The following is a 20,134-nucleotide window of genomic DNA, read 5'->3' on the forward strand; positions in this document are numbered from 1 at the left end:
CAAGGTCTGTCGCGAAAGATGATCAAGCGCTGTGACGCGTGTCCGATGAGCGGCCAGTGAGGACTTTCCATCCTGATTTCGCAGGTGGGAGGCCCTGGTCTGGCAGTGGTCAGGGGTGAGCCCGCAGGCGGCGGGCCGTGATCATTTGCTCTGATCATCCGTCGGTTCTCGTGGGGTGCTGGTTGGGGTGGTTGTCGGGGTTCTCGCTGTGGTGCGAGGCGGGTGTCTCCTACCCCGGCTGTACGGCGTCCGGGCGCCGGCTCAAGGGGTCTCGCAGCGGTCGCGCAGGCTCGTGACACCGTCGCCGTGGAGTTCGTCGCAGTACGTCGTGCGTCCGGTCATCGCCATTGTCAGCGCCAAGGTGGTGCCGGACACGAGCAGTCCGGAGCCGGCGGTGAAGGGTCCGTCGGTCGCGACGAGTCGTAGGCCGCCGATCCGCCCTTTGGTGAGGACGGGGAGGTCGGAGCCCTGGTAGTACTCAGCCACCTGCGTGACCGTTTCGAGCGGGTAGTCGTGGCCGATGCCCAGCGGCCGCCGGATGTCCTCCCCGTGCACGATCGATTCGCCGAGCATCGCCACGGTCGGGATGGGTGGTTTGGTCGTGCTCGTGACGACTCGGCGGAACCTCTCGAGTGTCTCGGCCGGGGTCGCGCCCAACTGCTCGGCCAGCCGCATAGCCACCTGTTTGTCGAAGTCGAACCGGCAGCGGATCACGCCCGCCATCCACCGCACGGGGTTGAGGCTCGCCCCGGCGGTGAGGTGTGCAAGCACCTCGCGCACGGTCAATCCGGTGCACAGCGACGGCGTCGCCCACTGCTTGTCGGTCAGGTCCGCGAGATCGGCCGTCAGGGCCGCTCGCTCGGCGTGGACGAGCGGCCAGATGCCGCTCGCTCGGTGGAGGTCTGTTGTCGGTTCTGGTTCTGGTGCGGTCATGTCGGCCGGTCTCCTGTCGTGGGTTGTGACCTTCGCTGCGGCCTGAGCATTGGGGTCGTGGGTGTCCGGGCGTTCTCGGCCGTCAGCGGCTGAGCAGTCCGATGAGGTTGCCGTCGGGGTCGGCGAAGGCGGCGATCCGGCTGACGGGAGTCTCAGTCGGCTCCATGACGCGGGTGCCGCCGAGCGCCTCCGCGCGTGCGAGTGCGCTGTCGACGTCATCGACCCGGAAATAGACGACAATCCCGGCGTAGGGGCTGTCGGGACCGGTCTGGCCGATCCCGCCCGTCGGCTGGCCGTCCACGTCGCCGACGAGCGCGTAGGTCTCGTCGAGAACGTTGCGGCACCGGAGGGCGCCGACGACGCCGACCTGCCGCGGGCGCGCGTCGGGGACGACGCGGCGTTCACCCGCCTCGTGGCGCCGCTGCGACGGGAGCTGCACGCCCACTGCTACCGCATGCTCGGCTCGACCCACGACGCCGCCGATGCCCTGCAGGACGCCTTGCTGCGGGCGTGGCGGGGGCTGGCGCGCTTCGAGGGACGGAGCTCGCTGCGCACGTGGCTGTACACGGTGGCCACCCGCACGTGCCTGGACGTCGTTGAAGCCCGTGGCAAGCGGGCCCTGCCCGTCGACCTCGGCCCGTCCAGCGACCGCGCCGTGCTTGACGGCAACGCTCCCGCCGACGTCGCCTGGCTGGGCCCCTACCCCGATGCCGGCCTCGCCGACAGGCCGGCCGGCCCGGACGCGCGCTACGAGCAGCGTGAGGCAATCGAGCTCGCCTTTGTCGCCGCTCTGCAGCACCTGCCGGGCAACCAGCGGGCAGCGCTGCTGCTGTTCGAGGTCCTCGGATTCTCCGCCGCCGAGATCGCCACGATGATGGACACCTCGACCACGTCCGTGAACTCCGCGCTGGCGCGAGCCCGCAAGATCGTCGCGGAGAAGGTTCCCTCCCGTACCCAGCAGCAGACGCTGCGCCAGATCGGCGACGCCCGGGTGCGGGAGATCGTCACCCGGTACGCCACCGCCCTGGAACGCGGCGACGCCGACGCCCTGGTCGCGCTGCTCACCCAGGACGTCACCTGGTCGATGCCGCCGCTGCCGCACTGGTACCACGGCCTTGAGGCCGTCACCGACTTCGCCGTGCAGGTCCCCATGACCCGTTGCCCAAGCTGGCGCCACCTCGTGGCCAGCGCGAACGGCCAGCCGACCGTGGCGTTCTACGTTGGCAACGACGACGCCGGCCCACACGTCGCCTGGTCGATCACAGTGCTGACCCTGCGCGGCGAGCACATCGCCGAGATCACCTCATTCCTCGGCCCCGACCACTTCGCACCCTTCGGGCTGCCCACCTCGCTACCCCGACCCTTCGCTCATGCCGTTGAGCATGTGAGCAGTTTCGTGACTGAACCGTTCCGGGTTCGTTAGAGACTCTGGGTTGTGGCTATGACCTGCGGCTTTGGGTGTTGTTGGTAGTAGCTGGCTTCGTATTCGGCGGGTGGGACGTGGCCTATCTCACCGTGGAGGCGACGGTGATTATACCAGTCGATCCATTCGGCGGTGGCCAACTCGACGTCGCTCAAGCGCCTGGCGGACCGGGGCTGGCTGCACCGCACCCCCGCGGGCCGCTTCACCGCCCCGCCGCAGCCGCCTGCGTTGCCGAACCCGGCCGGATAGCGGCGTAACACGTCGACCCCCGACGGGAGTTGGGGATTCCATGGATGAGAACACCACCCCCGCCGAGGGCCCTGACGGGCTTGTCTACCAGTGCCGCCTGCCGCTGTCGAGCGCCAGCGGGAACCACAGGTCGCACTGGGCGAGCTCGCCCGGCTCATAGACCGTCCGGGAGACCGGGTCGGCGGGCAGATAGGCCGAGCAGCTCGCGCACCCGCTCTCGCAGGATCGTCAGTCCGCGCTCCCAGCCGATCCGCTCCGCGATCACCGTGACGGGCATCGTCGGAGTCTGCTTCAGCAGTTCCCGCACGGCCGGCTCCACCGCGTCCACCGCCGAGCCCTTCAGCGGGCGCCGGTACTGCGGCGGCCGGTCCGAGGCCAGAGCCCGCAATACCGTGTTCCTGGAGACCCCAGCCGCCGTCACTTTTCATCCGCCGTACGTGGCCCTCGTTCAGGCTCTGGCGCACTTTCCGTGCAACGAGGCCTCCTCGCGGCACAGAGCCCGGTCCTTGGTGGCGTTGCCGCAGGTCAGCGGAAGGGGCTCTAGCCGGGCTCCAGCGGGGACGAGACGGCAGCAGTGGCTTCACGGAAAGTGGGCCAGAACCTCGTTTCACCCGTTGCCGACAACTCCCACGAGTTCGCCAACAGCTCCGCCAAAGCTTGGACGTTGATGTCTCCGCAGGCCAGAGCGTCGTACAATGCTCCGTGGCCGCGGCGGAACGCTTTCTCCTCGGACAACTCCACCAGTGAGCCGACCTGCCCGTGCGCCGTCAAAACTGCCTCTACCAGCTCGAACAGCGCGTCACCGCGACGTAAGCATGCATACAGTCCGGCACGGAACCTGATCAGGCGCCGCCGTGTCGCGGCTTCTCCCTCGACCACAGCGCGCAGCCCTGGCATAGTCGGCCCCACGGCGACCCTCCCACCTTCGTAGCTTCAGCACTCCGAAGGGTCGCGGGTGGCCGTGCCGGTTGGCAGGAGAACGCAGAACCCCGACAAGAAACGATCTTGTCGGGGTTTAATCTCAAGCTCAGACGTACGGCGTATCGTTGGTGCGTATGGGGGATGTACGTGATGTGACGCGACACGTGCCCCGGATCGCGCAGGTTATGGACGCGGACGGGGGCTTTGTGGCCTTCGGCGTGCTGCTGGGGCGGGAGCATGTACTGACCTGCGCCAGCGGATTACGGGCGGACGCCGAGCTGGCCGTCGGCTTCGGCCCGCCGAGCGTGGACGGGCCCGGCCAGCTCCGGGTCGCGCACGTCGTCGCTGAGGCCGATCTGGCACTGCTGCGGCTGGTCGAGGCGGAGGAGTCGGACCCGGGCACGCGGCTGCAGCTGGACGCCCTGGCGAGCAGCAACCGGTGGTCTGTAGCCCTGAGCGGCGTATGGGTGCGCGTACGGCGCGTCGCCACGGACGGCGGCTGGTGCCTCCTGTACTTGGACGTGGAAGAGCTCGAGGTCCCGTTCGACATCCCGGCCGATGTGTCCGGGGCGCCGGTCGTGGATGATCCGACCGGCGACGTCGTCGGCGTGGTGGTCAGCCGAGCGGAGTCCGGCGCGTTCGTCATGGCCGGAGTCAACGACATCCTCACCCGCCTCCCTGAAACGGCCCGATGGGCTCCCTCCCCGCTGCCAGCCCTCGTCCTCGGCACGGCCGGGCCGCTCGGCGCACCCACAATGCCGCTCGGCATGGTCATCCACGCCCCGGAGGTGCCGGAAAGCGAACGCGTCTGCCCGGAGTGCGGGAGCGAACTCGGGCGGACCTCCGACAGGGGACCCGGCCGAAGCCAGGGATTCTGTCCGCACTGCGGTACGCCCTTCTCCTTCCTGCCGGAACTGCGAGCGGGCGACGTGGTGGCTGAGCGTTACAAGATGGCGGGCTGCCTTGCCCGGGGCGGACTCGGCTGGCTCTACCTCGCGGAGGACCTGCGGCAACAGGGCACGTATGTCGTCCTCAAGGGGCGGCTCAACTCTCGTGATCCGCACGCCCGTGCCCTGTTCCGCTCGGAGTCCGGATTTCTGGCCCGGCTCGATCACCCCGGCATCGTGAAGACCTCGGGCATCGTGACCGACGAGCACGGCGAGTACATCGTCATGGAGTACGTGCCAGGTCCCTCGCTGCGGGAGGCGATCCGTCGGGCACCAATGATCCGCTACGTCATCGCCATCGGCCTCCAGATCCTCGACGCGCTGGACTACCTGCATGGTCAGGGGTTGCTCTATTGCGACATGAAGCCGGAGAACGTCATTCTGTCCGGCGACCGGGTCAAGGTCATCGACCTCGGCGCCGTCCGCCGCGCGGACGACCGGGAGAGCCCCATCGTCTACACCCCGGAGTATCGGGCTCCCGAGTCCAGGTCGGGGGATCGCGGTCCGACCGTACGGTCCGATGTCTACTCTGTGGGCAGGGTGCTCGCGGATCTCGTGGAACTGGCGGAGTCCGACGATGAGTTCCACGAGCGCGAGACCAGGAGTAGCTGGCTCGGGCCTCGCTCTCTGCGCAGGGTCATCGAACGGGCGACAGCGGAGTACGACCAGCGATTCGCCACGGCCGCCGAGATGGCCGAGCAGTTGGAGGGCGTGCTGCGCGAAGTCCTGTCGCATCAGTTCCGCAGCGAACACCCGGGATGCTCGCTGTACTTCACGCAACCGGGTCAGCCGCTCGACGCCGGGCTGGGTCAAGCACCGCCCCTTGAGTACTGGATCAAGGGGACTGGCGGCGAGATGTTCCGCCCCTTGCCGACGCCCACCGCGATAGCCGCTTCGCTGCCCGAGCCGCGCCCCTACGCCGAACGGGCCTTCGGCGAGGCGGCCCCGGCGCTCAGGGCGTGCCGGGATCTGATCGGCGCGGGCGATCTGATCGGCGCGGCGCGCAGCCTCGCTACGGCCGAGGGCATGGACGCAGGGACCTGGGGCCTTGCCTGGCACCATGGCCTTCTGGCCCTGGCGAGGAACGATGTTACGGCGGCGGAAGCGGAGTTCGACCGCGTCTATGCCGCTCTGCCGGGCGAGGCGGCCCCCAAGCTGGCACTCGCCTTGTGCGCGGAGCACATGGGCTCCCTGGAGACCGCCGAGTCGTATCACGCCGCCGTCGCATATCGGGATCACTCGTGGGTGGCGGCGGCCTTCGGCCTGGCCCGGCGGTTCCTCATCGGTCAGGGGCTGCGTGCTCCCGCGGTGGAGGCATTGGACCGGGCGGCCTCGGCTCAGGCAGACGGCGGGACTGCCGCAGTGGCCGCGATCCGAGCGCTGTGCGCCGCTCCGCCGCAGTACATCGCGTCCCCGCCGACCCTCGACGAACTGGGCCAGGCCGTGCGCAGGATGGCTGCTCTGCCCCCGGCCCCGGACGCCGAGGAGGGCAGGGCTCGGGACCGGCTCAGGGCCGAGGTGTGGCAGGCCGTGTATGACGGGCTCCACCGATCCGCCCCCGGTACGTCGCTGGACGTCACCCCCCTCGTCGCCGGGCCAGTCGACGTGGACGCCGCCCGGCGGCTCATGGCCGATGCGCTCCACGCCGTCGTCGGCCAAGCCCGCACCGCCGACGAACGCAGGGCCCTCGCCCGGCGGGTCGGCGAGATCACGGGACGTCGCTGGTCCCGGCAACCTCGCGAGACGGCCTCCGCAGAACTCGACTTCACGCTGACGGTCAGCCAGGAACCGGCCATGGTGTCCGGCGCCACTGAGATGCACGCCGTTCTGCGGATCCGCCGCTCGGTGCGCGGGGGTGAGGTGGCGCCCTGGATCAGGGTGAGTCCGAGTCGGTTCGCCAGGGTGAAGTTCCTGCGCGAGATCGCCCCCTTCGCCCGGGACCTGACCAGCCATGCCGTCCAGAGCGGCGAGCGGACCCTGGACGTGCCGCTGCGGGCATGGGAGCAGGCCGAGGACACCAGCCGCGACCTCCACCTCTGCCTCGCAGTGGACCAGGCGGACAGCCCGCGCGGCGTCGACCTCCAGGCAGCCCGGGTCGAGGTGGTCGCCGCCACGGACGCTGACCCCGCCGACAGCATGGTCCGGGTGCCGCTGTCCGCGCCCGCACCCGTCCTCGTACACCTCCTGGGCGAAGCCCCAGCTGACCGGGTGCGACTGGAGCGGGCCATCGCTGCCGGGCTCGACGCCTGGCGACGCGGCCAAGATTCGCAATTCGCAGAGCTGGCGCTTGCTCACTCACTCGCACGCGACCTGGGCGACGGCGCGGTCGTCCGGCTGCTGGACGCAGTCTGGGCGAGTGTGCCCGCCCACATGGCGACGCACCACCCCGCGTCCGTGAGCCATGTCAGTCAGGTCAGCCGCGTCAGCCGGATGGGCCACCGCCGGGGGCACTCCGCTCACTCCCGCCTGAGCGTTGTCTCAACGATGTCGCGGCCCAGCGTCCCTGGCCGGAGACGGAGGTGGCATGGGCCGCCAATGCGGCCGTTTTGCATCGAGTGCCGCTATGTCCTGGGGGCGGGCGACCGGGTGTGCCCCCGGTGCCTTACGCCCGTGGACTCAGCCGAGCCGTCCAGACAGCCCGCTCAGGTGGCGCCGTCCGAGGACCGCTGCCCGGCGTGCCGTTGGCCCGTCGAGCCGGGTGACCGGTGGTGCACGGCCTGCGGCGGGGACATCGGAGCAGGCGGCGCCCGCATCTGGTGCCCCTCGGACGACCCAGCGCGCGTGGGCCGGACGACACCGGTCGCCTTCGCCATGGCGGGGCCGGGCGGCCGCAGGGGTATGGAGGCCGCGCAACCGCTCCCCGATCCGGTCAAGGTGAGGGTGGTGCTGGAGGCATGGGACGCCTCCGTGATCCCGATCACGCAGGTGGCCCTCCTGCGCACAGACCGTACGATCGACGAGCTGGTCTTCGACGTCGTCCCCGCACACGAGGGCGAGCTCACCCTGACGTTCCGCCTATATATGGAGGCCGGCGGCCACCTGTTGCAGGAGATAGAAGCCAAACTGCCGGTCGAGTCGGCGGAGAATGCCCACGACGCGGCCTGGGAGGGCGACGAGGTACGGTGACGCAGCAGTTGAAGAGTGTGGTCACGCTCGACCACACCGAGGGCATGCGGAACGTGCCGGACGTACGGTACGACCGCGAACGCAGTGTCTACCTGCGCTTCGCCAGGGACCCGCGGGACACCGGCTATCTCGTCCAGGCGTGGGGGGACGCCTTCCCGTACGATGGCCGCGGCGGATACCAGGGGCGGCTGCCGCACGCACCCGCCGTCCTCGCGGGCGCGGTCCAGGTGCTGCGCACCACGTGGCAGGAGCATGTGGTGGAACACCAGCACACCTCCCTGGACGCCCGAGAGCGGAAACGGACCACTTACCCCTTCGTCGACCACTGGGACGTGGCGCGGAACGACCCTTGTCCCCACTGGGACGACATCATGCGGCGCCTCGCGCGAGCGGGGCACACCCTTTTCCGTACGCTGTTCCTCTCCGGCGACGACGGCTTGCGCGAGATCGCCGAGCACCTGCTGCGGGCGCTGCGCCGCGATGAGCACGTGATCACCGTGGAGTCCGACGACCTGTTCGTCCCCTGGGGCATGCTCTACGGGCCCCCGGACATACCCGCGGAGGTACCTCCCGGCTCTGCGTGGCGCCTTGACGGCTTCTGGGGCTATCGGCATGTCGTCGAACACGGCTTCTCTCGTGGCCCGTACGCCTTCAACAGCCGCATCGTCGTGCCGGACGACACCGTCACCGTCGGGCTGAATGTCGACGAGAAGGTCGATGCGGAGTACCCCGACACCCCGTATGTAAAAGATGTGATCGAGTTCTTCAACGACAACGCCCATGCGGTTGTGCGGCGTTGTAAGGACGACCTCTACGACGCTCTGACCAGCCCGGAGTTCGCCGACCTCATCACGTACTTCGGCTGCCATGGCGAGGTCAGTGGCCCGGGGAGCGCGGGGCAGGGCGAGCAGCCGTATCTCGTGCTCGACGGCGAGCGGATCTTCGGGGCGGAGCTGATGGGCTGGCTGGCGGGGGGCGTGCTGCCGTCACAGCCGTTGGTGTTCGTCGGGGCCTGCCAGGGCGGGCAGTTGTCCTCGCTGTTCTATCCGAGCTTCGGGCGCCATCTGCTGAGCTGTGGCGCCCGGTCCCTTCTCGGGCCGCAGGTCGATCTGCCGCGCGCATTCGCCAGCGACTACACCACCCGACTCTTCGGGCAGTTCCTCCAGCGCGGTGCCAAACTAGGCGATCTAGTACGGACGTTGGCCCGCTGGTACGCCGACGAGCACCGCAATCCGCTGGGCCTGAACTTCTCGCTCTATCGAGGGATGGACGTCCACCTGTGGCCCGACAAGACCTCCTGACCGCAGACCGGCTTGTCGTCGTCGACCTCGACCACGATGGCGGTCCGCTCGACCCAAACACCGGAAAGTCCGTGCCTCCGGCGGCCGTTGACGGTTTCCTGGCCGACCATCTGCGCGTGCCCGCCGATGCCTCCGACATCGTGGTGTTCGTCCATGGCTGGCGCAACAGCCGGGCCCAGTCGCTCGCCAGGGCGCGGCTGTTCTTCTCCCTCGTCGAGTCCACGTACCGCGCGGGGCACGACCGCTATCCCGGCATCGGCACGTGGAAGGGTCACTACGTGCTCGTCCGCTGGCCCTCGATGAGTGATCCGTTCCTCACCGGCTACCGCCGTATCCGTGAGCGGGCGCACGCCATGACCACGCGCGGCCGGGCCGCCGACGTGATCGCGCAGCTCCTCGGATACCTCAATAACGCCCGCAGACGCCCCGGCGGCCCGCCGACGCTACGCACAGCCGACGGGCAGTATCTGCACGCCGTCGGACACTCCTTCGGTGGGCGCTTCCTCATCGAGGCCGTGCAGGCCGCCGCCGACGAGCGCCCAAAGGTGCTGGGCTGGCGGCGCGCCGACTCGAGGTATCCGTATGCCCTCGACACACTGCTTGTCTTCCAGATGGCGGCGTCTTCGGACGTCTTCGCGGGCCGCTTCGAGCGGATCCTGCGCGACGCGCCGATCAACGGCCCCATCGCCCTAACGACGTCACGGGCCGACCGCGCCACCGGCCTGTGGCACCGCCTCGCCGAGGGCACCCCGGGTATCGGCCACGTGGGTGCGACCCGGCCCGCCGAGCACATCGCGGCCGCCGCCCTGCGTGCGCCGGCGGCCGCCTACCGCCAGGCCGAACTCGACCGCCGCATCGTCAACGTCGACGCCACCTGGCGCTATCGCCGCGGGCGCCTGTGGAATCCGGCCGGGGCGCACTCCGACATCTGGTATCCGGAGTCCGCCCACCTGCTGCTGTCCCTGGCCGATCTCGCCCGGTGACCGAGTCCGCTACATGACCGTTGAAGGGCCGTCAGGTCGGGCGATACAGCGCGTCGATCTCCCGAACGTAGGTCTATTCGATCACCTTGCGGTTGAGCTTCAGCGACGGCGCCAGCGTGCCCAGTTCGAGTGTCTGGTCAGCCGCGGGATCCTCGCCGAGATTGAGCCGGGCCTGTTCAACCTGCTCCGGCCATAACCCGGCCGCGACCCCGCGACCAGCGCACCTCGCCCAACCTCAACGACGAACCGGACATCAACTCGCGAATCGCCCTAGAGGGCATTTAGGTGTGTTCAGTAGGGATATGCCACCTTTGAGGTCGGCGGCTTTCGGGATACTTCGGCTCTCCTGCTGTTTCCGTGGGTTGCACTGAGGTGGCTTCGGTTACTGTGTGTGTGAGGTCTTGGGGTGCGGCCGGGTAGGGGTGGGCAGAGTCCGCTTCGTTTGAGCATGGCCATGGCGATGAGGGAGTCGGCGCTGTGGTAGCCGAAGCCGCGGCGGGTGATCATTCTCAGGGTGGTGTTCGAGGCTTCCAGGCGTGCGTTGTTGACGTCGATGTCGAGAGCGGCGTGGACGGCGGGCAGGACCCGCTAGATGGAAGCGGCGACTTTCTCGAAGGCGGCCAGACCCGCCTCGGCGACCCAGGAGAACCAGCCGGCCAGCAGCTTCTTGCCCTTGTCGCCGCGCTGGGCGAAGACGTCGCGCAACTGCTCCTTGAGCAAGTAGGCGGTGAACAGGTCGTCGTTGGTACTCTTTATCCCCTCCAGAGTCACTTTTTGATCCGACGTCAGATTTTCTGGGTTCTTGAGCAGTGCCCAGCGTGAACCCTTGAGTGCGGACGCCTCCTCGTCCAGCTTCTGCCCCTTCAGGACCGCGACGGTCCGGCGCCGAACCTGGTCCACCGCATCGGTGCCCCACTGCACGACATGGAATGGATCCATGGTCATGACCGCGTTCTTCGCCTGGACCTTGACGACCTCGCTGATCCAGGTCGCCGCGTCCGCGGACACGACTTCCAGCTTTGCGGCGCGTTCCTCCCCCAACGCGGAGAAGAACTTCTCCACGGTCGCCTTGTCACGTCCCTTCGCCGCCCACACCAGCGCCCCGGTGTCGTGATTGACCACGCAGACAAGGTAGTTCTGGCCCTTGCGGTAGGAGACCTCATCAATGCCGATCCGAACCAGACCATCCAGCAGGTCGACACGCCCGGCGGCGCGCGCGACCACCCGCGTCACGATCGCACTGACCGTGCGCCACGTGGTCCGCTGCAACTCGGCCACCGCGGAGGCCGGGGTATTCGCAGCCAGCCACGCCACCGTGTCCTCGAACGCCGACGTGAACCGCGACCCGGGACAAGCCCAAGGCACGTGCGCCGCAACCACTTTGTGATCGGGGCAGTTCACCCGAGCCACATCGGCCTCGATGAACGTGCGCAACTCGCCCACGTCCAAACCGCGCCACCGCCGCGGCCGCCCCGACCCACCGTCATACCCCGGACACACCCTTCGGCACCGCGAGCACTTCGCCGCCTCCGCCGCGTACGGCCGCACCCGCACCACCAGGTCGTCCGATCCATCCGCAGCCTCGACCAGCTCGAAACCCTCCACCACCGTCCGCTTGAGTCCCAGCAGCCGACCACATAGCGTTGTCCCACGCACGCCGTACCTCGTCACGCATAGATCTTGTTCATTAGCAGCTCAAGACCCCATGCGAGGTACGGCGTGCACCCGTTTTCGATCATGGTCAGGTGTGCCGTGGCCGCAGTCGCGCTTGGTGCGCTCAGGTGCCTCGGACGTCGCGTCCCAGGGCCGCCGAAACCGCTCGCTGATGGACGAGCCCGGTCCGGATCAGCCGGGCCTGCGGCGCGAAGCAGTCCACGATCGTCATGTGGTTCGCAGCCGGGCAGATACCTCCATCGACGATCACGGACGCGGTCACGCCAGTGGTTGCCAGGAAGTGGTTGACCTCATCGAGGGTGACGGCCGGACCCGGGTAGTCCGGGCCTCCGTCACCTGAGATGTTGACCGTGGTCGCGGCGATGGGCGCACCGGAAATGGACGCCAATTTGCCGAGGAGACCTGAGTCGTATGTGGTCAGGGCGGGCGATCCGACAGCCACGTACTTGGCGGCCTCGGCCGGATCACGCCAGGGCAGGAGGAGTGCGAGGTCCCCGGGCCAGAAGGCGTCGACGAGCCGCCTGGCCTCCGCTGTGAGTTGGAAGTGTTCTTCGCACGCCTCAAGCGAAGGCAGGACGAACGCCAGCGACTTGCCGGACGGGCGCTTCTTGCCCTCGAAGATGCGTCCGCAGGCGTCCGGGTTTCCGGCGTCGGCGCAGATCATGTACCAGCGGTTGGTCGGAACGATGACCAGTTCGCCGGCTTCGATCGCGCGGGCCGCGATGTCGAGGTCAGTGGGGTGAATCGGTGGCATGGACGTGCTCCTCACGAAGTCGGGGTGGGCGCTCATCGGGTGGTAGTCGCCGTAGCCGTTACGGCTGCGAGCGGTGGGTAGTCGAGCCATGGATCGCGTAGGGCTTCGAGGCGTCGATGCGCGTGGCCGGGATGCGATACGCGGAAGTACGCCATCACCCTCGGCGTGGAGGTGTAGTTCCGGCGCACCGAGTGCGGAACGAGATGGTGCATCAGCAGGACATCACCAGGCGCCCCCAGGAAAGGTGTTCCGCGTTCGGTGGCGATCCGTGGGGGGACCTGTGCGGTGATGCCGAGGGACCATTCGGAACCGAACCACTCGGCCATGGCCAGGTGCCCGCCGGGCAGGTAGCGCAGCGCCCCGCCGTCCGGATCGCTGACGTCGGAGAGGACGACGCCTACGAGGAGCGAGAAGGTGCGCAGTTCGTCGGGGTCAAGGTGCGGGCAGGCGACTCCGTCGACGTGCATCGCCTTCTCGGGCTGAGCTGTGGGCAGTGCGTCCTCGGGCACCCGGATCTGGATCTGCGTCGTGGTGACCGGCTGGACGTCACCGAGCAGATCGGCCGCTAGTTGCCGTGCGCCGGAATCCGAGAACAGGCCCAGCAGGTCCGGGTGTTCACTGAGCTCGGGTGCGAAGGTGCGCTGCGTGTACGCGGCGATCTGGGACGGGGCCATGTCCTCCCGGAACCAGCGGCCGACGCGGGATGAAGCACGCGCGATCAGGTCCGCGGGTACGAAGCCGCGTCGTATGACAAGGCCGTCCTGCACGAAGCCGACCTTTTCTTCATGGGTGAGGGGCATTGGTCCTCCGGTGGTTCTCCGGGACGGCGGCGGTGCGGTCGGCGAGCAGGGCGAGCACGTCTGCGCCGGCCTCCAAGGCGCTCGTGATGATCGAGTGGCCGACAGCGGCGCTCGCCTTGCGGGGATCGCCGCCGATGATGCCGAGCGAGGAAATGGCCGGGTCGCCGGACGACCACGGCCAGGTGGTGCCGCGTCGGAGTACAAGCCGGTCGATCACCCCGCGCTGTCGGGGGTTCGGGGTCAAGCCGTCGGGTATCCGGTCGAGCCGCACGGTGCCCGGAGAGAGGGCGAGCATTATGGACGTCTCACGGATGCCGGCGTGGATCTCGGTTAGCTCGCTGTCGGTGCTCTCGGCCGACAAGGAACTCGGGTGGATGACGCAGACGGCGATGGCGTGCGTCTGCTGGAGTTCGTGGGCGAGGGCTTCGAGGACGCCTCGGTTCCCGCCGTGACCGTTGACGATCAGCAGCCGACGGGCCGGGGTCGCGCGGACGTACTGGCCTATGAGGATGTCGAGCATGCTGTTGAGCGCGGCGATGTTCAGGGAGATGGTGCCTGCCGACCAGGCGTGCTCCAGCGACAGGCCGTACGCCAGAGCGGGCAGGACCCACAGGTCGTGCTGGTCGCCGTAGCGCTCGACGATTTGCTGGGTGAATCGTTCGGCGATGATGGTGTCGGTGTTGAGCGGCAGGTGCGGGCCGTGCTGTTCGACGGAGCCGATCGGCAGGCACAGGACCGATCGGCGGCTGAGCCGCGCCGTGACGTCCGGCGCGGTCAGCTGGTCATACGCGCGAGATCTGCGCGCCTCGCTCACTCCTGGCTCCGGCGGCCGATCCGGATGAGGAACTCGTTGTCCTCGCCGAACGTGTCGTCGTCGCTGAAGTCGGCCAGGGTCGCCTTCGCCTTCGCCTCGAACTCGTCCAGGCGGTCGCCGAACAGGTGCGGGGCGGCGAACGTGGTCGAGTACAGGTATCCGAGGATGCTGTCGGTCGTCCAGGTGCGCTGGACAGGCACGCGCACTTCTTCGACCTGGTTGAAGGGCGACTCCTCCATGATCTCGCTGTACGGACGGTTGTGGTGCTGGAAGGTGCCTTGCCCGGCGCGCCGCTCCTCGCCGAGGAACTCCTTGATGACGCTGCGGACGGCGTCCTTCCAGGGACTGCCCACTGCCCAGAAGCTGTTGTCGCCGAAGATGGCGACAGCACCGCCCGGGGCGACCTGCGCGTCCAGGAGAGACAGGACCGCGGCCTGGTCGAGCCAGTGGAAGGCCCGGCAGATCGTCACGAGGTCCGCGCGCCATCCGGCCGGAGGGGTGAACTCCTCGGCCGTGCACTCCACGAGCGACAGCGTGGTGCCTGCGGGAAGCGCCGGCCGTAGGGCCGAATCGGCGGCGGCGAGCATGTCGGCGTCATTGTCGATCGCGATGATGTCGTCGAAGCGGTTCAGCAGTGCTTCCACGACGAGGCCGGTCCCGGTACCGACGTCCAGCAGACGGCGAGACCGGTCGGCGGCCGTCGCCCGGACCAGGACTTCGGCCACCTCGGTCGGGATGCCCGGACGGTACTGCCGATAGAAGCCGACGGTACCGGTGAACAGGCTGCTCATGGTGTTTCCTCCGTGCTTGTGAACGCTCGAACGTGCTGGGCCGCGGCCGATAGGTCATCGGCGACGAGCACGTCGTGACCAACGATTAGATCGGGGTCGGGAGCTGGCCGGCCACGCGATATCCAGACGGCCCGGAGCCCCGCGGCGACGGCTCCGACGACGTCGCAGGTCCAGTCATCCCCGATGTGGAGGATGTGCGCCGGGGCCACGCCGCAGTGCTCGGCAACCGCGAGGAACGCCCGCCGGTCCGGCTTGGCGAAGCCGATGCGGCATGAGGGGAAGAAATCGCTCACCCATGGTGCCGTGCGGCGCCGGAGCTCTTCGGTGTCCGCATCCGCACAGGTCACGTTGGACAGCGTCACGACGGTCGCTACTTCGCTCAGCACGTGCAGCGCATCCATGGCTCCGGGGAAGAGCATGAGGGGAGCCGGCAGCAGGTCCCAGGGGAAGTCGGCGGGCGCGACGCGCAGGGCCTCACACAGGTCGGCCACGACGGCGTCATCGAGCAGCGGCTGAGTGTGCAGGCGATCGCGCATGATCTCGCGCGCCTGCTGCGGCGGCAGGGGGGATGCTTCGGTCAGTCGCATCGTGAGGCCGGGGCCTTCCGCATATCCCAGGGTTCCACCGACGTCGACGCTGATGAGGTGTGGGCGCTGCCGAGTCACGCGGCACTCCTCACGGCAGGCGGCAGAGCGGAGACGATCGCCGCGATACGAGCCGCACGGATCCCAGGAGTGGTGGCCTCGGACAGGAATGTCAGGGCGTAGCGCAGCTCGGCGTCATCGAGGGCGTCGAGAATGCGCCCCTCCGTTTCGGCAGCCGACTCCAGGTCCTCCGGGGCAACCTGGGGGCGCAGGCCATGCGCCAGGTGCAGCGTCCCCGACCACCGGGCTCGAAGCGTCGGCATCGTGCCCGAGCCCGTCGGGTGCAGGACCGTGACGTCGTCCAGGGTCATGATGCGTACGGGTACGTTCACCCCGTCCACGTCGAGGCTCCCGGACAGGAACGTGTCGTGTCCGTCGAGCCGCTCGGTCAGTACGAGGAACGGTCCGTCGGAGTTGGAGGTACGTCCCACGGATCCCTCGACAGGGAGGCTTATCGATGTGCGTGGCATGGCGTTCTCCTCGGGGCGGTGCCGAGGCCGGCGGATTCCGGCAGGCGAAGTTGTCCGTGCTCTGGGAGCCAGGGATGGGCGTAGAGACGTTGCCGGCCCGGCTCCCACTGAAGGCGGTACTCGACCGCAGGGATTGCCTCGGGGAACGCGGCAGCCAGGTGGATGCCGGGAATCAACGAGCGGCCGTGGGGGTAGACCGGCACCGCGTTGGCACTCGCAGCAGCGAGGACTTCGACTGCCTGAGTGAGACCCCCGCATCCGACGACGTCGAGCGTCAGGGCCACGGGGCGGACCTTGTTGATCACGGTCGCGGGGTTCTCGCGGAGCGAAAGCCGCTCGCCGACGGCCACTGGCAGCGGCGTCCTTGTCACCTGGCCGTACGCCCCAAGGTCATGGCGTGGCAGGGGATCCTCAAGCCAGATCAACGCGGACGGATCGACGTGGTCCGCGAATGCCAGGGTCAGGGAGGGCGTCCAGGTACCGACCGCGTCAACGGCGATCCTGGCCCCGGCCGCCTCGGCCGTGCGTTCCACGGCCTGGGCAAGAACCCTCGCGGTCGTCGTCTCGCGCGGTGGTTGGCAGCGGAGACCCCACTTGGTGAATCCCCAACTACCTGCGAGAACACTGGCCAGCGTGTCCAACTCAACCGCACCGGTCAGCTCCTGCGTCAGCCATGACACATACGCGGGGACAGATCGACGTGGGGTGGTGAGCGTCAGAAGGTCCGCCACCGGGCGACCGGCCAGGCGCCCGTGCAGATCCCACGCCGCGCAGTCGACGGCACCCATGGCCCATGAAGCATGCGCTTCCGGGCTTGCGACAGCCGGCACCCGCAGTCGCTGGCGGAGCGCTTGGTGATCGGTGACATCGACTCCGGCCACGAGCGGAGCGAGGATCTTGTCCACATAAGTACCGACGACGCTGCTGACGGGCCCGTACCAGCCGGTTTCCCCAGCCGCGCGGACGGCGACGAACACCGTGTCGTCACCAGCGAGTTCGGCGTCCCGTACGTCGACGACCTCGACCCGGTCGATGTGAATCCCGCTCATTACGCCGCCACCTCGTGTGCCATGAGCAGCCGAGCGGCGGCCTGGTCCAGGCCGGCGGGGGTCAGCCCCAACGTGTCGGCAAGCTGTTCCTGGGGCATCGGGCCGGTCGGCTCTTGCCAGCCGATGACTTCAGTCGGTCGGCGGAGCCTTCCTGCCAGCAGCCCCCAGACGGCGGCCGGGTGGCCGAGGGTGACCACGAGGACTGCGGCGTGAGCGCCGAAGAAGTAGTCGATGTCCGCGTCGGACAGCCCTCGCGGCCAGATGACGGGATCACCCAGCACGGTCAGGTCGAGGAGATTCACCGTCCGGACGCGGCATCCGCGGGTTCGGCGAATCAGCGGGATCGCTTCGGTGACGATGGTGGCCGGAAGGTCGCCTGCGGTGACGATGGTGAGGTCCGGCTCGCCCTCATCGCTGAGGTGCGGCCATATGGCGAGTCCGCGCGTGTGCTCTTCGCTGATGGTGGCGGTGGGGTGGACTCCGGTCGTGTGTTTGCCCGCGACAACGACGTTGAGGCGTCCGTCCGAGCGCAGTGCCTCGTCCAAGGCGACGGCGGTACGAGTCGGATCGGCGGGCGTCAGGACTCGCACGGCGGGGTCACCCATGGCCAGGAGCGCTGTGGCGAGAGACGGATCTCCGTGCGTGAACACGTTGTGCCAGCCGTACGACGTGAGCAGGAGGTTCAGGCTGGGCAGGGCTGGGGTGCCCGCGAGGCGGCGCTGCTTGAGATGCGCGGCGAGTCCGCTCATCAGCAACGGTGCGAAGGCTTCGTAGGAGACCACGACACCGCGACGCCCGCTGGCGTTCCAGCCTGCGAGCCACTCCAGTAGGACCTCCTCCGCCAACAGCTCCCTGACCCAAGGTTCTTCGGCCAAGCCGCCAAGGCGGTTCGAGGCCAGCTCGTCCGGGCTGAACAGCTGGAAGCCGCCCTCTGCGGCATGGTCACGGATCACCGTGGTCACCGCGCCGGCGAACGTGCCGAAGTCCCCGTAGCAGTAGGCAGCCTCACGCTCATCGGCCACGCGGTCGGCGTGAGTTGTACGGAGTCGGCACCACCGGGCGGCCTCCAGCGCCTGAGCCAGCCTGTCCAGCGGGCGCCCGTCCGGACCGAACAGGTCGCGAGGCTGGTACGAGGCCAGCCATTGCTCCAGGCTTTCCAGTTGCCCGCGGTCGGGAGCTGGGAGCGCGAGCGGGGTCTTGTGGGCGCGTGGGGTGCCGAGAATCCGGCGGCCGTCGACCGCCTCCGGCCCGCCCCAACCTTTCGTACACCGCAGGAAGATCGCGACACGACGGCTGCGGCTGGTCGCATCCAGGGACTCCAGGAACGCCTGATGAAAGACTTCATGCTCCGCCACGGAACCGTTGACGACGTGGACCACCTCGGCGTCCCAGCCGTGACCGGCGGCGTAAGCGCGCAGTTGGTCGTCGTTCATAGTCCCCAGCAGGCTTCGGCTGCCCATGCGGAATCCGTTGACGTGGATGATGGGGAGGACCTTTGCGCCCGGCAGGACGCCCATCGCCAGCCACGAGGCCGCCGTGGTGGGTGTCTCGCATTCGCCGTCTCCGACCACGGGGACCAGCACGCGGTCCGGTGCGTCGAGGGCGGCGCCCTGGGCGAAGGCGAACGCCCCGCCGAGTCGGCCGCCGAGATAGTCTCCCGCCCACAGGGCGGGATTGACCTCAGCGCCGAGTCCGTCGACGTCGGGGAACGCCTGCGAAAGCCGCGTCAGGCCACCAGCGTCCGGGGCGAACTGGGGGCGTACCATCCGGAGTTCTCCGCTGAGCCAGGCCATGGACAGCTGGACGATCCCGGCATGGCCGGCACCGAGGACCGGCACCACCTCCCGCTCCGGGAGCATCCGACCGGCGGCAAGCGCGATGTGTGTGAGCGCCCAGGCTGTTCCCGGGACGGTGCCCCAGTGCCCGGAGGGACGGTGCTTCACGTGCTCAGGGGCCAGGGGCTCGGAGAGCAGTACGTTCTCACGCAGGTGCAGCTGGCTCACCGAGGCGTACATCGTGGCCCTCCACAGGGCGTCGGCCAGGGCCGCGACGTCGGGCATCACGCACCGACCAGGGATTCACCGGCGAAAGTGAAGTACCACAAGGGCCGGTAGCACTCCCACGCCGCCGGACGCAGCCCGCTGGATCCCATAATCTCTTCGATGGTCGTGCGGGCCTGGAGGTAGAACTCCAGCTCCTGTGCGCCCTCGGCACGCAGACCCGCCATGATCGAGTTGTGTGACTGGTACACCTGGAAGTTCGGGAACTCCGTGACGTACGGGGCGAGAGCCGTGACTCCCGCCCGGAGCGCGTCGAGATCGTCGAGGCCGACGATGTAGGTGAACGAGGTGCCGTGACCGGCGCCCAACGCGCGTTGAAGCACCCGGGCCATCTCGGACGTGGCGAGGGTGGCCTTGCTGGCTTTGAGAAGAAGGTCGCGGCGGGTGAAGCATTCCGCGGTGAGGCGCAGGATGAAGGGCGCGGCCTGGGCGGCCAGCTCTTCGAAGGCCGCCTCGTTACGCAGCACGGAGGTGAGGAATCCGATCCGAGCCTCGATGCTGTGATCGCTGAGCACGGCGCGCAGGGCTGTGAGGTGGTCGACGGCTGCCCGTTCACGCTCGAAGCAGCCCGTCGAGACGGTGATCTCGCGAAGTTCGGTCAGGTCGCCGCGCGGGTGCTGTTCGCAGAGCGCTGCGAGCAGTTCCTTCAGCTCCCGTTCCTCCGAGAGACGCGGATCGGCTGCTGCCTCCAGGGTGTTCGGGCAGAAGGCGCAGCCGACGCAGCGGCTCCGGGCGTTCGGGTTGAGCGTCGCGGCCCGGCCGCCGTCACGGAAGTACCCCCCGACGGCTTCGTCGGCATCGATACGTTCGATACGTGCGATCGGTTCTCCGCCCAGTGTCAGCCGCTCGTCTTGCAGGCGGAACGGCGAACGGGCGGCATTCAGGGGGACGATCACCTGCCATGGCACCGATGGAGCGGTAGCCAGACGCGCCAGGACACGCGCCCGGTGGCGCGGGAGATCCGACGAAATCCCGTGGAGGTTGATCGCGATGAGCAGCGCGTCCTCGACGGGAACCGCGTACCGGGCAGCCAGGCGCTCAACGTGTGCGAGTGAAGCGGTCGATGCGGATTGTTCGCCGAGAAGTGCCGGCATGTTGCACGCTCCGTCCCAGTGAGCCGAGGGGCCTGGTGGTGTGTCGGCGCCCCGCTGTTCTTGGGTGCCGACGAGAGAAGAGCGTGCTGCAGGAAGGCGGG

At 68.7% G+C, this 20,134-nt stretch carries 16 protein-coding genes and 2 pseudogenes; 4 read left to right on the forward strand and 14 right to left on the reverse strand.

Annotated elements, in window-relative coordinates; all coding sequences use genetic code 11:
- Window positions 1-261: 261 nt before the first annotated feature.
- Window positions 262-933 (reverse strand): maleylpyruvate isomerase family mycothiol-dependent enzyme, encoded by a 672-nt coding sequence (locus EFK10_RS42270; RefSeq protein WP_127360945.1) that lies wholly within the window; start codon window positions 931-933, stop codon window positions 262-264.
- 82 nt (window positions 934-1,015) lie between these two features.
- A complete protein-coding gene (locus EFK10_RS49090; protein WP_240677808.1) occupies window positions 1,016-1,378 on the reverse strand; it encodes a VOC family protein in 363 nt (120 codons plus the stop codon).
- Between EFK10_RS49090 and EFK10_RS42280 the strand changes: the two genes are divergently transcribed.
- The gene (locus EFK10_RS42280; protein WP_240677809.1) at window positions 1,346-2,356 is read left to right on the forward strand and encodes a sigma-70 family RNA polymerase sigma factor; all 1,011 of its coding nucleotides are present in this window, start codon (window positions 1,346-1,348) and stop codon (window positions 2,354-2,356) included. The genes EFK10_RS49090 and EFK10_RS42280 overlap by 33 nt on opposite strands.
- Here the strand turns inward: EFK10_RS42280 and EFK10_RS48190 are convergent.
- Both EFK10_RS48190 and EFK10_RS42290 read right to left on the reverse strand, forming a co-directional pair.
- A pseudogene (locus EFK10_RS48190) lies at window positions 2,353-2,502 on the reverse strand (integrase core domain-containing protein); the annotation flags it as partial. The gene EFK10_RS42280 and the pseudogene EFK10_RS48190 overlap by 4 nt on opposite strands.
- A 220-nt stretch (window positions 2,503-2,722) precedes the next feature.
- Window positions 2,723-3,014, reverse strand: a pseudogene (locus EFK10_RS42290) (IS21 family transposase); the annotation flags it as partial.
- Between the two features lie 664 nt (window positions 3,015-3,678).
- Between EFK10_RS42290 and EFK10_RS42295 the strand changes: the two are divergent.
- The 3 genes from EFK10_RS42295 to EFK10_RS42305 are packed head-to-tail and all read left to right on the forward strand — an operon-like array spanning window position 3,679 to window position 9,883.
- Window positions 3,679-7,599 carry a tetratricopeptide repeat protein gene (locus EFK10_RS42295; protein ID WP_127360947.1) on the forward strand — a complete coding sequence of 1,307 codons (3,921 nt, stop codon included), beginning with the start codon at window positions 3,679-3,681 and terminating at the stop codon, window positions 7,597-7,599.
- Window positions 7,596-8,900, forward strand: a complete 1,305-nt coding sequence (locus EFK10_RS42300; protein WP_127360948.1) for a hypothetical protein — start codon at window positions 7,596-7,598, stop codon at window positions 8,898-8,900. Before EFK10_RS42295 ends, EFK10_RS42300 begins: the two co-directional genes overlap by 4 nt.
- Window positions 8,879-9,883 carry an alpha/beta hydrolase gene (locus EFK10_RS42305; protein WP_240677810.1) on the forward strand — a complete coding sequence of 335 codons (1,005 nt, stop codon included), beginning with the start codon at window positions 8,879-8,881 and terminating at the stop codon, window positions 9,881-9,883. The genes EFK10_RS42300 and EFK10_RS42305 overlap by 22 nt, the downstream gene beginning before the upstream one ends.
- A gap of 588 nt (window positions 9,884-10,471) precedes the next feature.
- Here EFK10_RS42305 and EFK10_RS42315 read toward each other — a convergent pair.
- The 10 genes from EFK10_RS42315 to EFK10_RS42360 form a co-directional block, all read right to left on the reverse strand.
- Window positions 10,472-11,554 (reverse strand): ISL3 family transposase, encoded by a 1,083-nt coding sequence (locus tag EFK10_RS42315; RefSeq protein ID WP_127360949.1) that lies wholly within the window; start codon window positions 11,552-11,554, stop codon window positions 10,472-10,474.
- Between the two features lie 106 nt (window positions 11,555-11,660).
- Window positions 11,661-12,311, reverse strand: a complete 651-nt coding sequence (locus EFK10_RS42320) for an L-threonylcarbamoyladenylate synthase (RefSeq protein ID WP_127360950.1) — start codon at window positions 12,309-12,311, stop codon at window positions 11,661-11,663.
- Between the two features lie 32 nt (window positions 12,312-12,343).
- Window positions 12,344-13,111: a phytanoyl-CoA dioxygenase family protein gene (locus EFK10_RS42325; RefSeq protein WP_127360951.1), complete on the reverse strand. Its 768-nt coding sequence runs from the start codon at window positions 13,109-13,111 to the stop codon at window positions 12,344-12,346.
- The gene (locus tag EFK10_RS42330; protein ID WP_127360952.1) at window positions 13,095-13,925 is read right to left on the reverse strand and encodes a creatininase family protein; all 831 of its coding nucleotides are present in this window, start codon (window positions 13,923-13,925) and stop codon (window positions 13,095-13,097) included. Before EFK10_RS42330 ends, EFK10_RS42325 begins: the two co-directional genes overlap by 17 nt.
- The gene (locus tag EFK10_RS42335) at window positions 13,922-14,716 is read right to left on the reverse strand and encodes a class I SAM-dependent methyltransferase (RefSeq protein WP_127360953.1); all 795 of its coding nucleotides are present in this window, start codon (window positions 14,714-14,716) and stop codon (window positions 13,922-13,924) included. The genes EFK10_RS42330 and EFK10_RS42335 overlap by 4 nt, the downstream gene beginning before the upstream one ends.
- Window positions 14,713-15,381 carry an HAD family hydrolase gene (locus tag EFK10_RS42340; RefSeq protein WP_206305809.1) on the reverse strand — a complete coding sequence of 223 codons (669 nt, stop codon included), beginning with the start codon at window positions 15,379-15,381 and terminating at the stop codon, window positions 14,713-14,715. Before EFK10_RS42340 ends, EFK10_RS42335 begins: the two co-directional genes overlap by 4 nt.
- On the reverse strand, window positions 15,378-15,791 hold the full coding sequence (locus tag EFK10_RS42345) for a hypothetical protein (protein WP_127360954.1): 414 nt from the start codon (window positions 15,789-15,791) through the stop codon (window positions 15,378-15,380). The genes EFK10_RS42340 and EFK10_RS42345 overlap by 4 nt, the downstream gene beginning before the upstream one ends.
- Window positions 15,792-15,811: 20 nt before the next feature.
- Window positions 15,812-16,879 carry an enolase C-terminal domain-like protein gene (locus tag EFK10_RS42350; RefSeq protein WP_127360955.1) on the reverse strand — a complete coding sequence of 356 codons (1,068 nt, stop codon included), beginning with the start codon at window positions 16,877-16,879 and terminating at the stop codon, window positions 15,812-15,814.
- Window positions 16,879-18,939: a phosphoketolase family protein gene (locus tag EFK10_RS42355; protein WP_127360956.1), complete on the reverse strand. Its 2,061-nt coding sequence runs from the start codon at window positions 18,937-18,939 to the stop codon at window positions 16,879-16,881. Before EFK10_RS42355 ends, EFK10_RS42350 begins: the two co-directional genes overlap by 1 nt.
- The gene (locus EFK10_RS42360) at window positions 18,939-20,033 is read right to left on the reverse strand and encodes a hypothetical protein (protein ID WP_127360957.1); all 1,095 of its coding nucleotides are present in this window, start codon (window positions 20,031-20,033) and stop codon (window positions 18,939-18,941) included. The genes EFK10_RS42355 and EFK10_RS42360 overlap by 1 nt, the downstream gene beginning before the upstream one ends.
- Window positions 20,034-20,134 lie beyond the last annotated feature (101 nt).

This window comes from Streptomyces soli, from assembly GCF_003999195.1.
In the GTDB taxonomy this organism is placed as follows: domain Bacteria; phylum Actinomycetota; class Actinomycetes; order Streptomycetales; family Streptomycetaceae; genus Actinacidiphila; species Actinacidiphila soli.

What these genes read in the sequence shown, in the direction of transcription:
- EFK10_RS42270 (WP_127360945.1), bottom strand. Translation starts at nt 933, where the DNA reads ATGACCGCACCAGAACCAGAACCGACAACAGACCTCCACCGAGCGAGC.
- EFK10_RS42320 (WP_127360950.1), bottom strand. Translation starts at nt 12,311, where the DNA reads ATGCCACCGATTCACCCCACTGACCTCGACATCGCGGCCCGCGCGATC.
- EFK10_RS42325 (WP_127360951.1), bottom strand. Translation starts at nt 13,111, where the DNA reads ATGCCCCTCACCCATGAAGAAAAGGTCGGCTTCGTGCAGGACGGCCTT.
- EFK10_RS42335 (WP_127360953.1), bottom strand. Translation starts at nt 14,716, where the DNA reads ATGAGCAGCCTGTTCACCGGTACCGTCGGCTTCTATCGGCAGTACCGT.
- EFK10_RS42350 (WP_127360955.1), bottom strand. Translation starts at nt 16,879, where the DNA reads ATGAGCGGGATTCACATCGACCGGGTCGAGGTCGTCGACGTACGGGAC.
- EFK10_RS42355 (WP_127360956.1), bottom strand. Translation starts at nt 18,939, where the DNA reads ATGCCCGACGTCGCGGCCCTGGCCGACGCCCTGTGGAGGGCCACGATG.
- EFK10_RS42360 (WP_127360957.1), bottom strand. Translation starts at nt 20,033, where the DNA reads ATGCCGGCACTTCTCGGCGAACAATCCGCATCGACCGCTTCACTCGCA.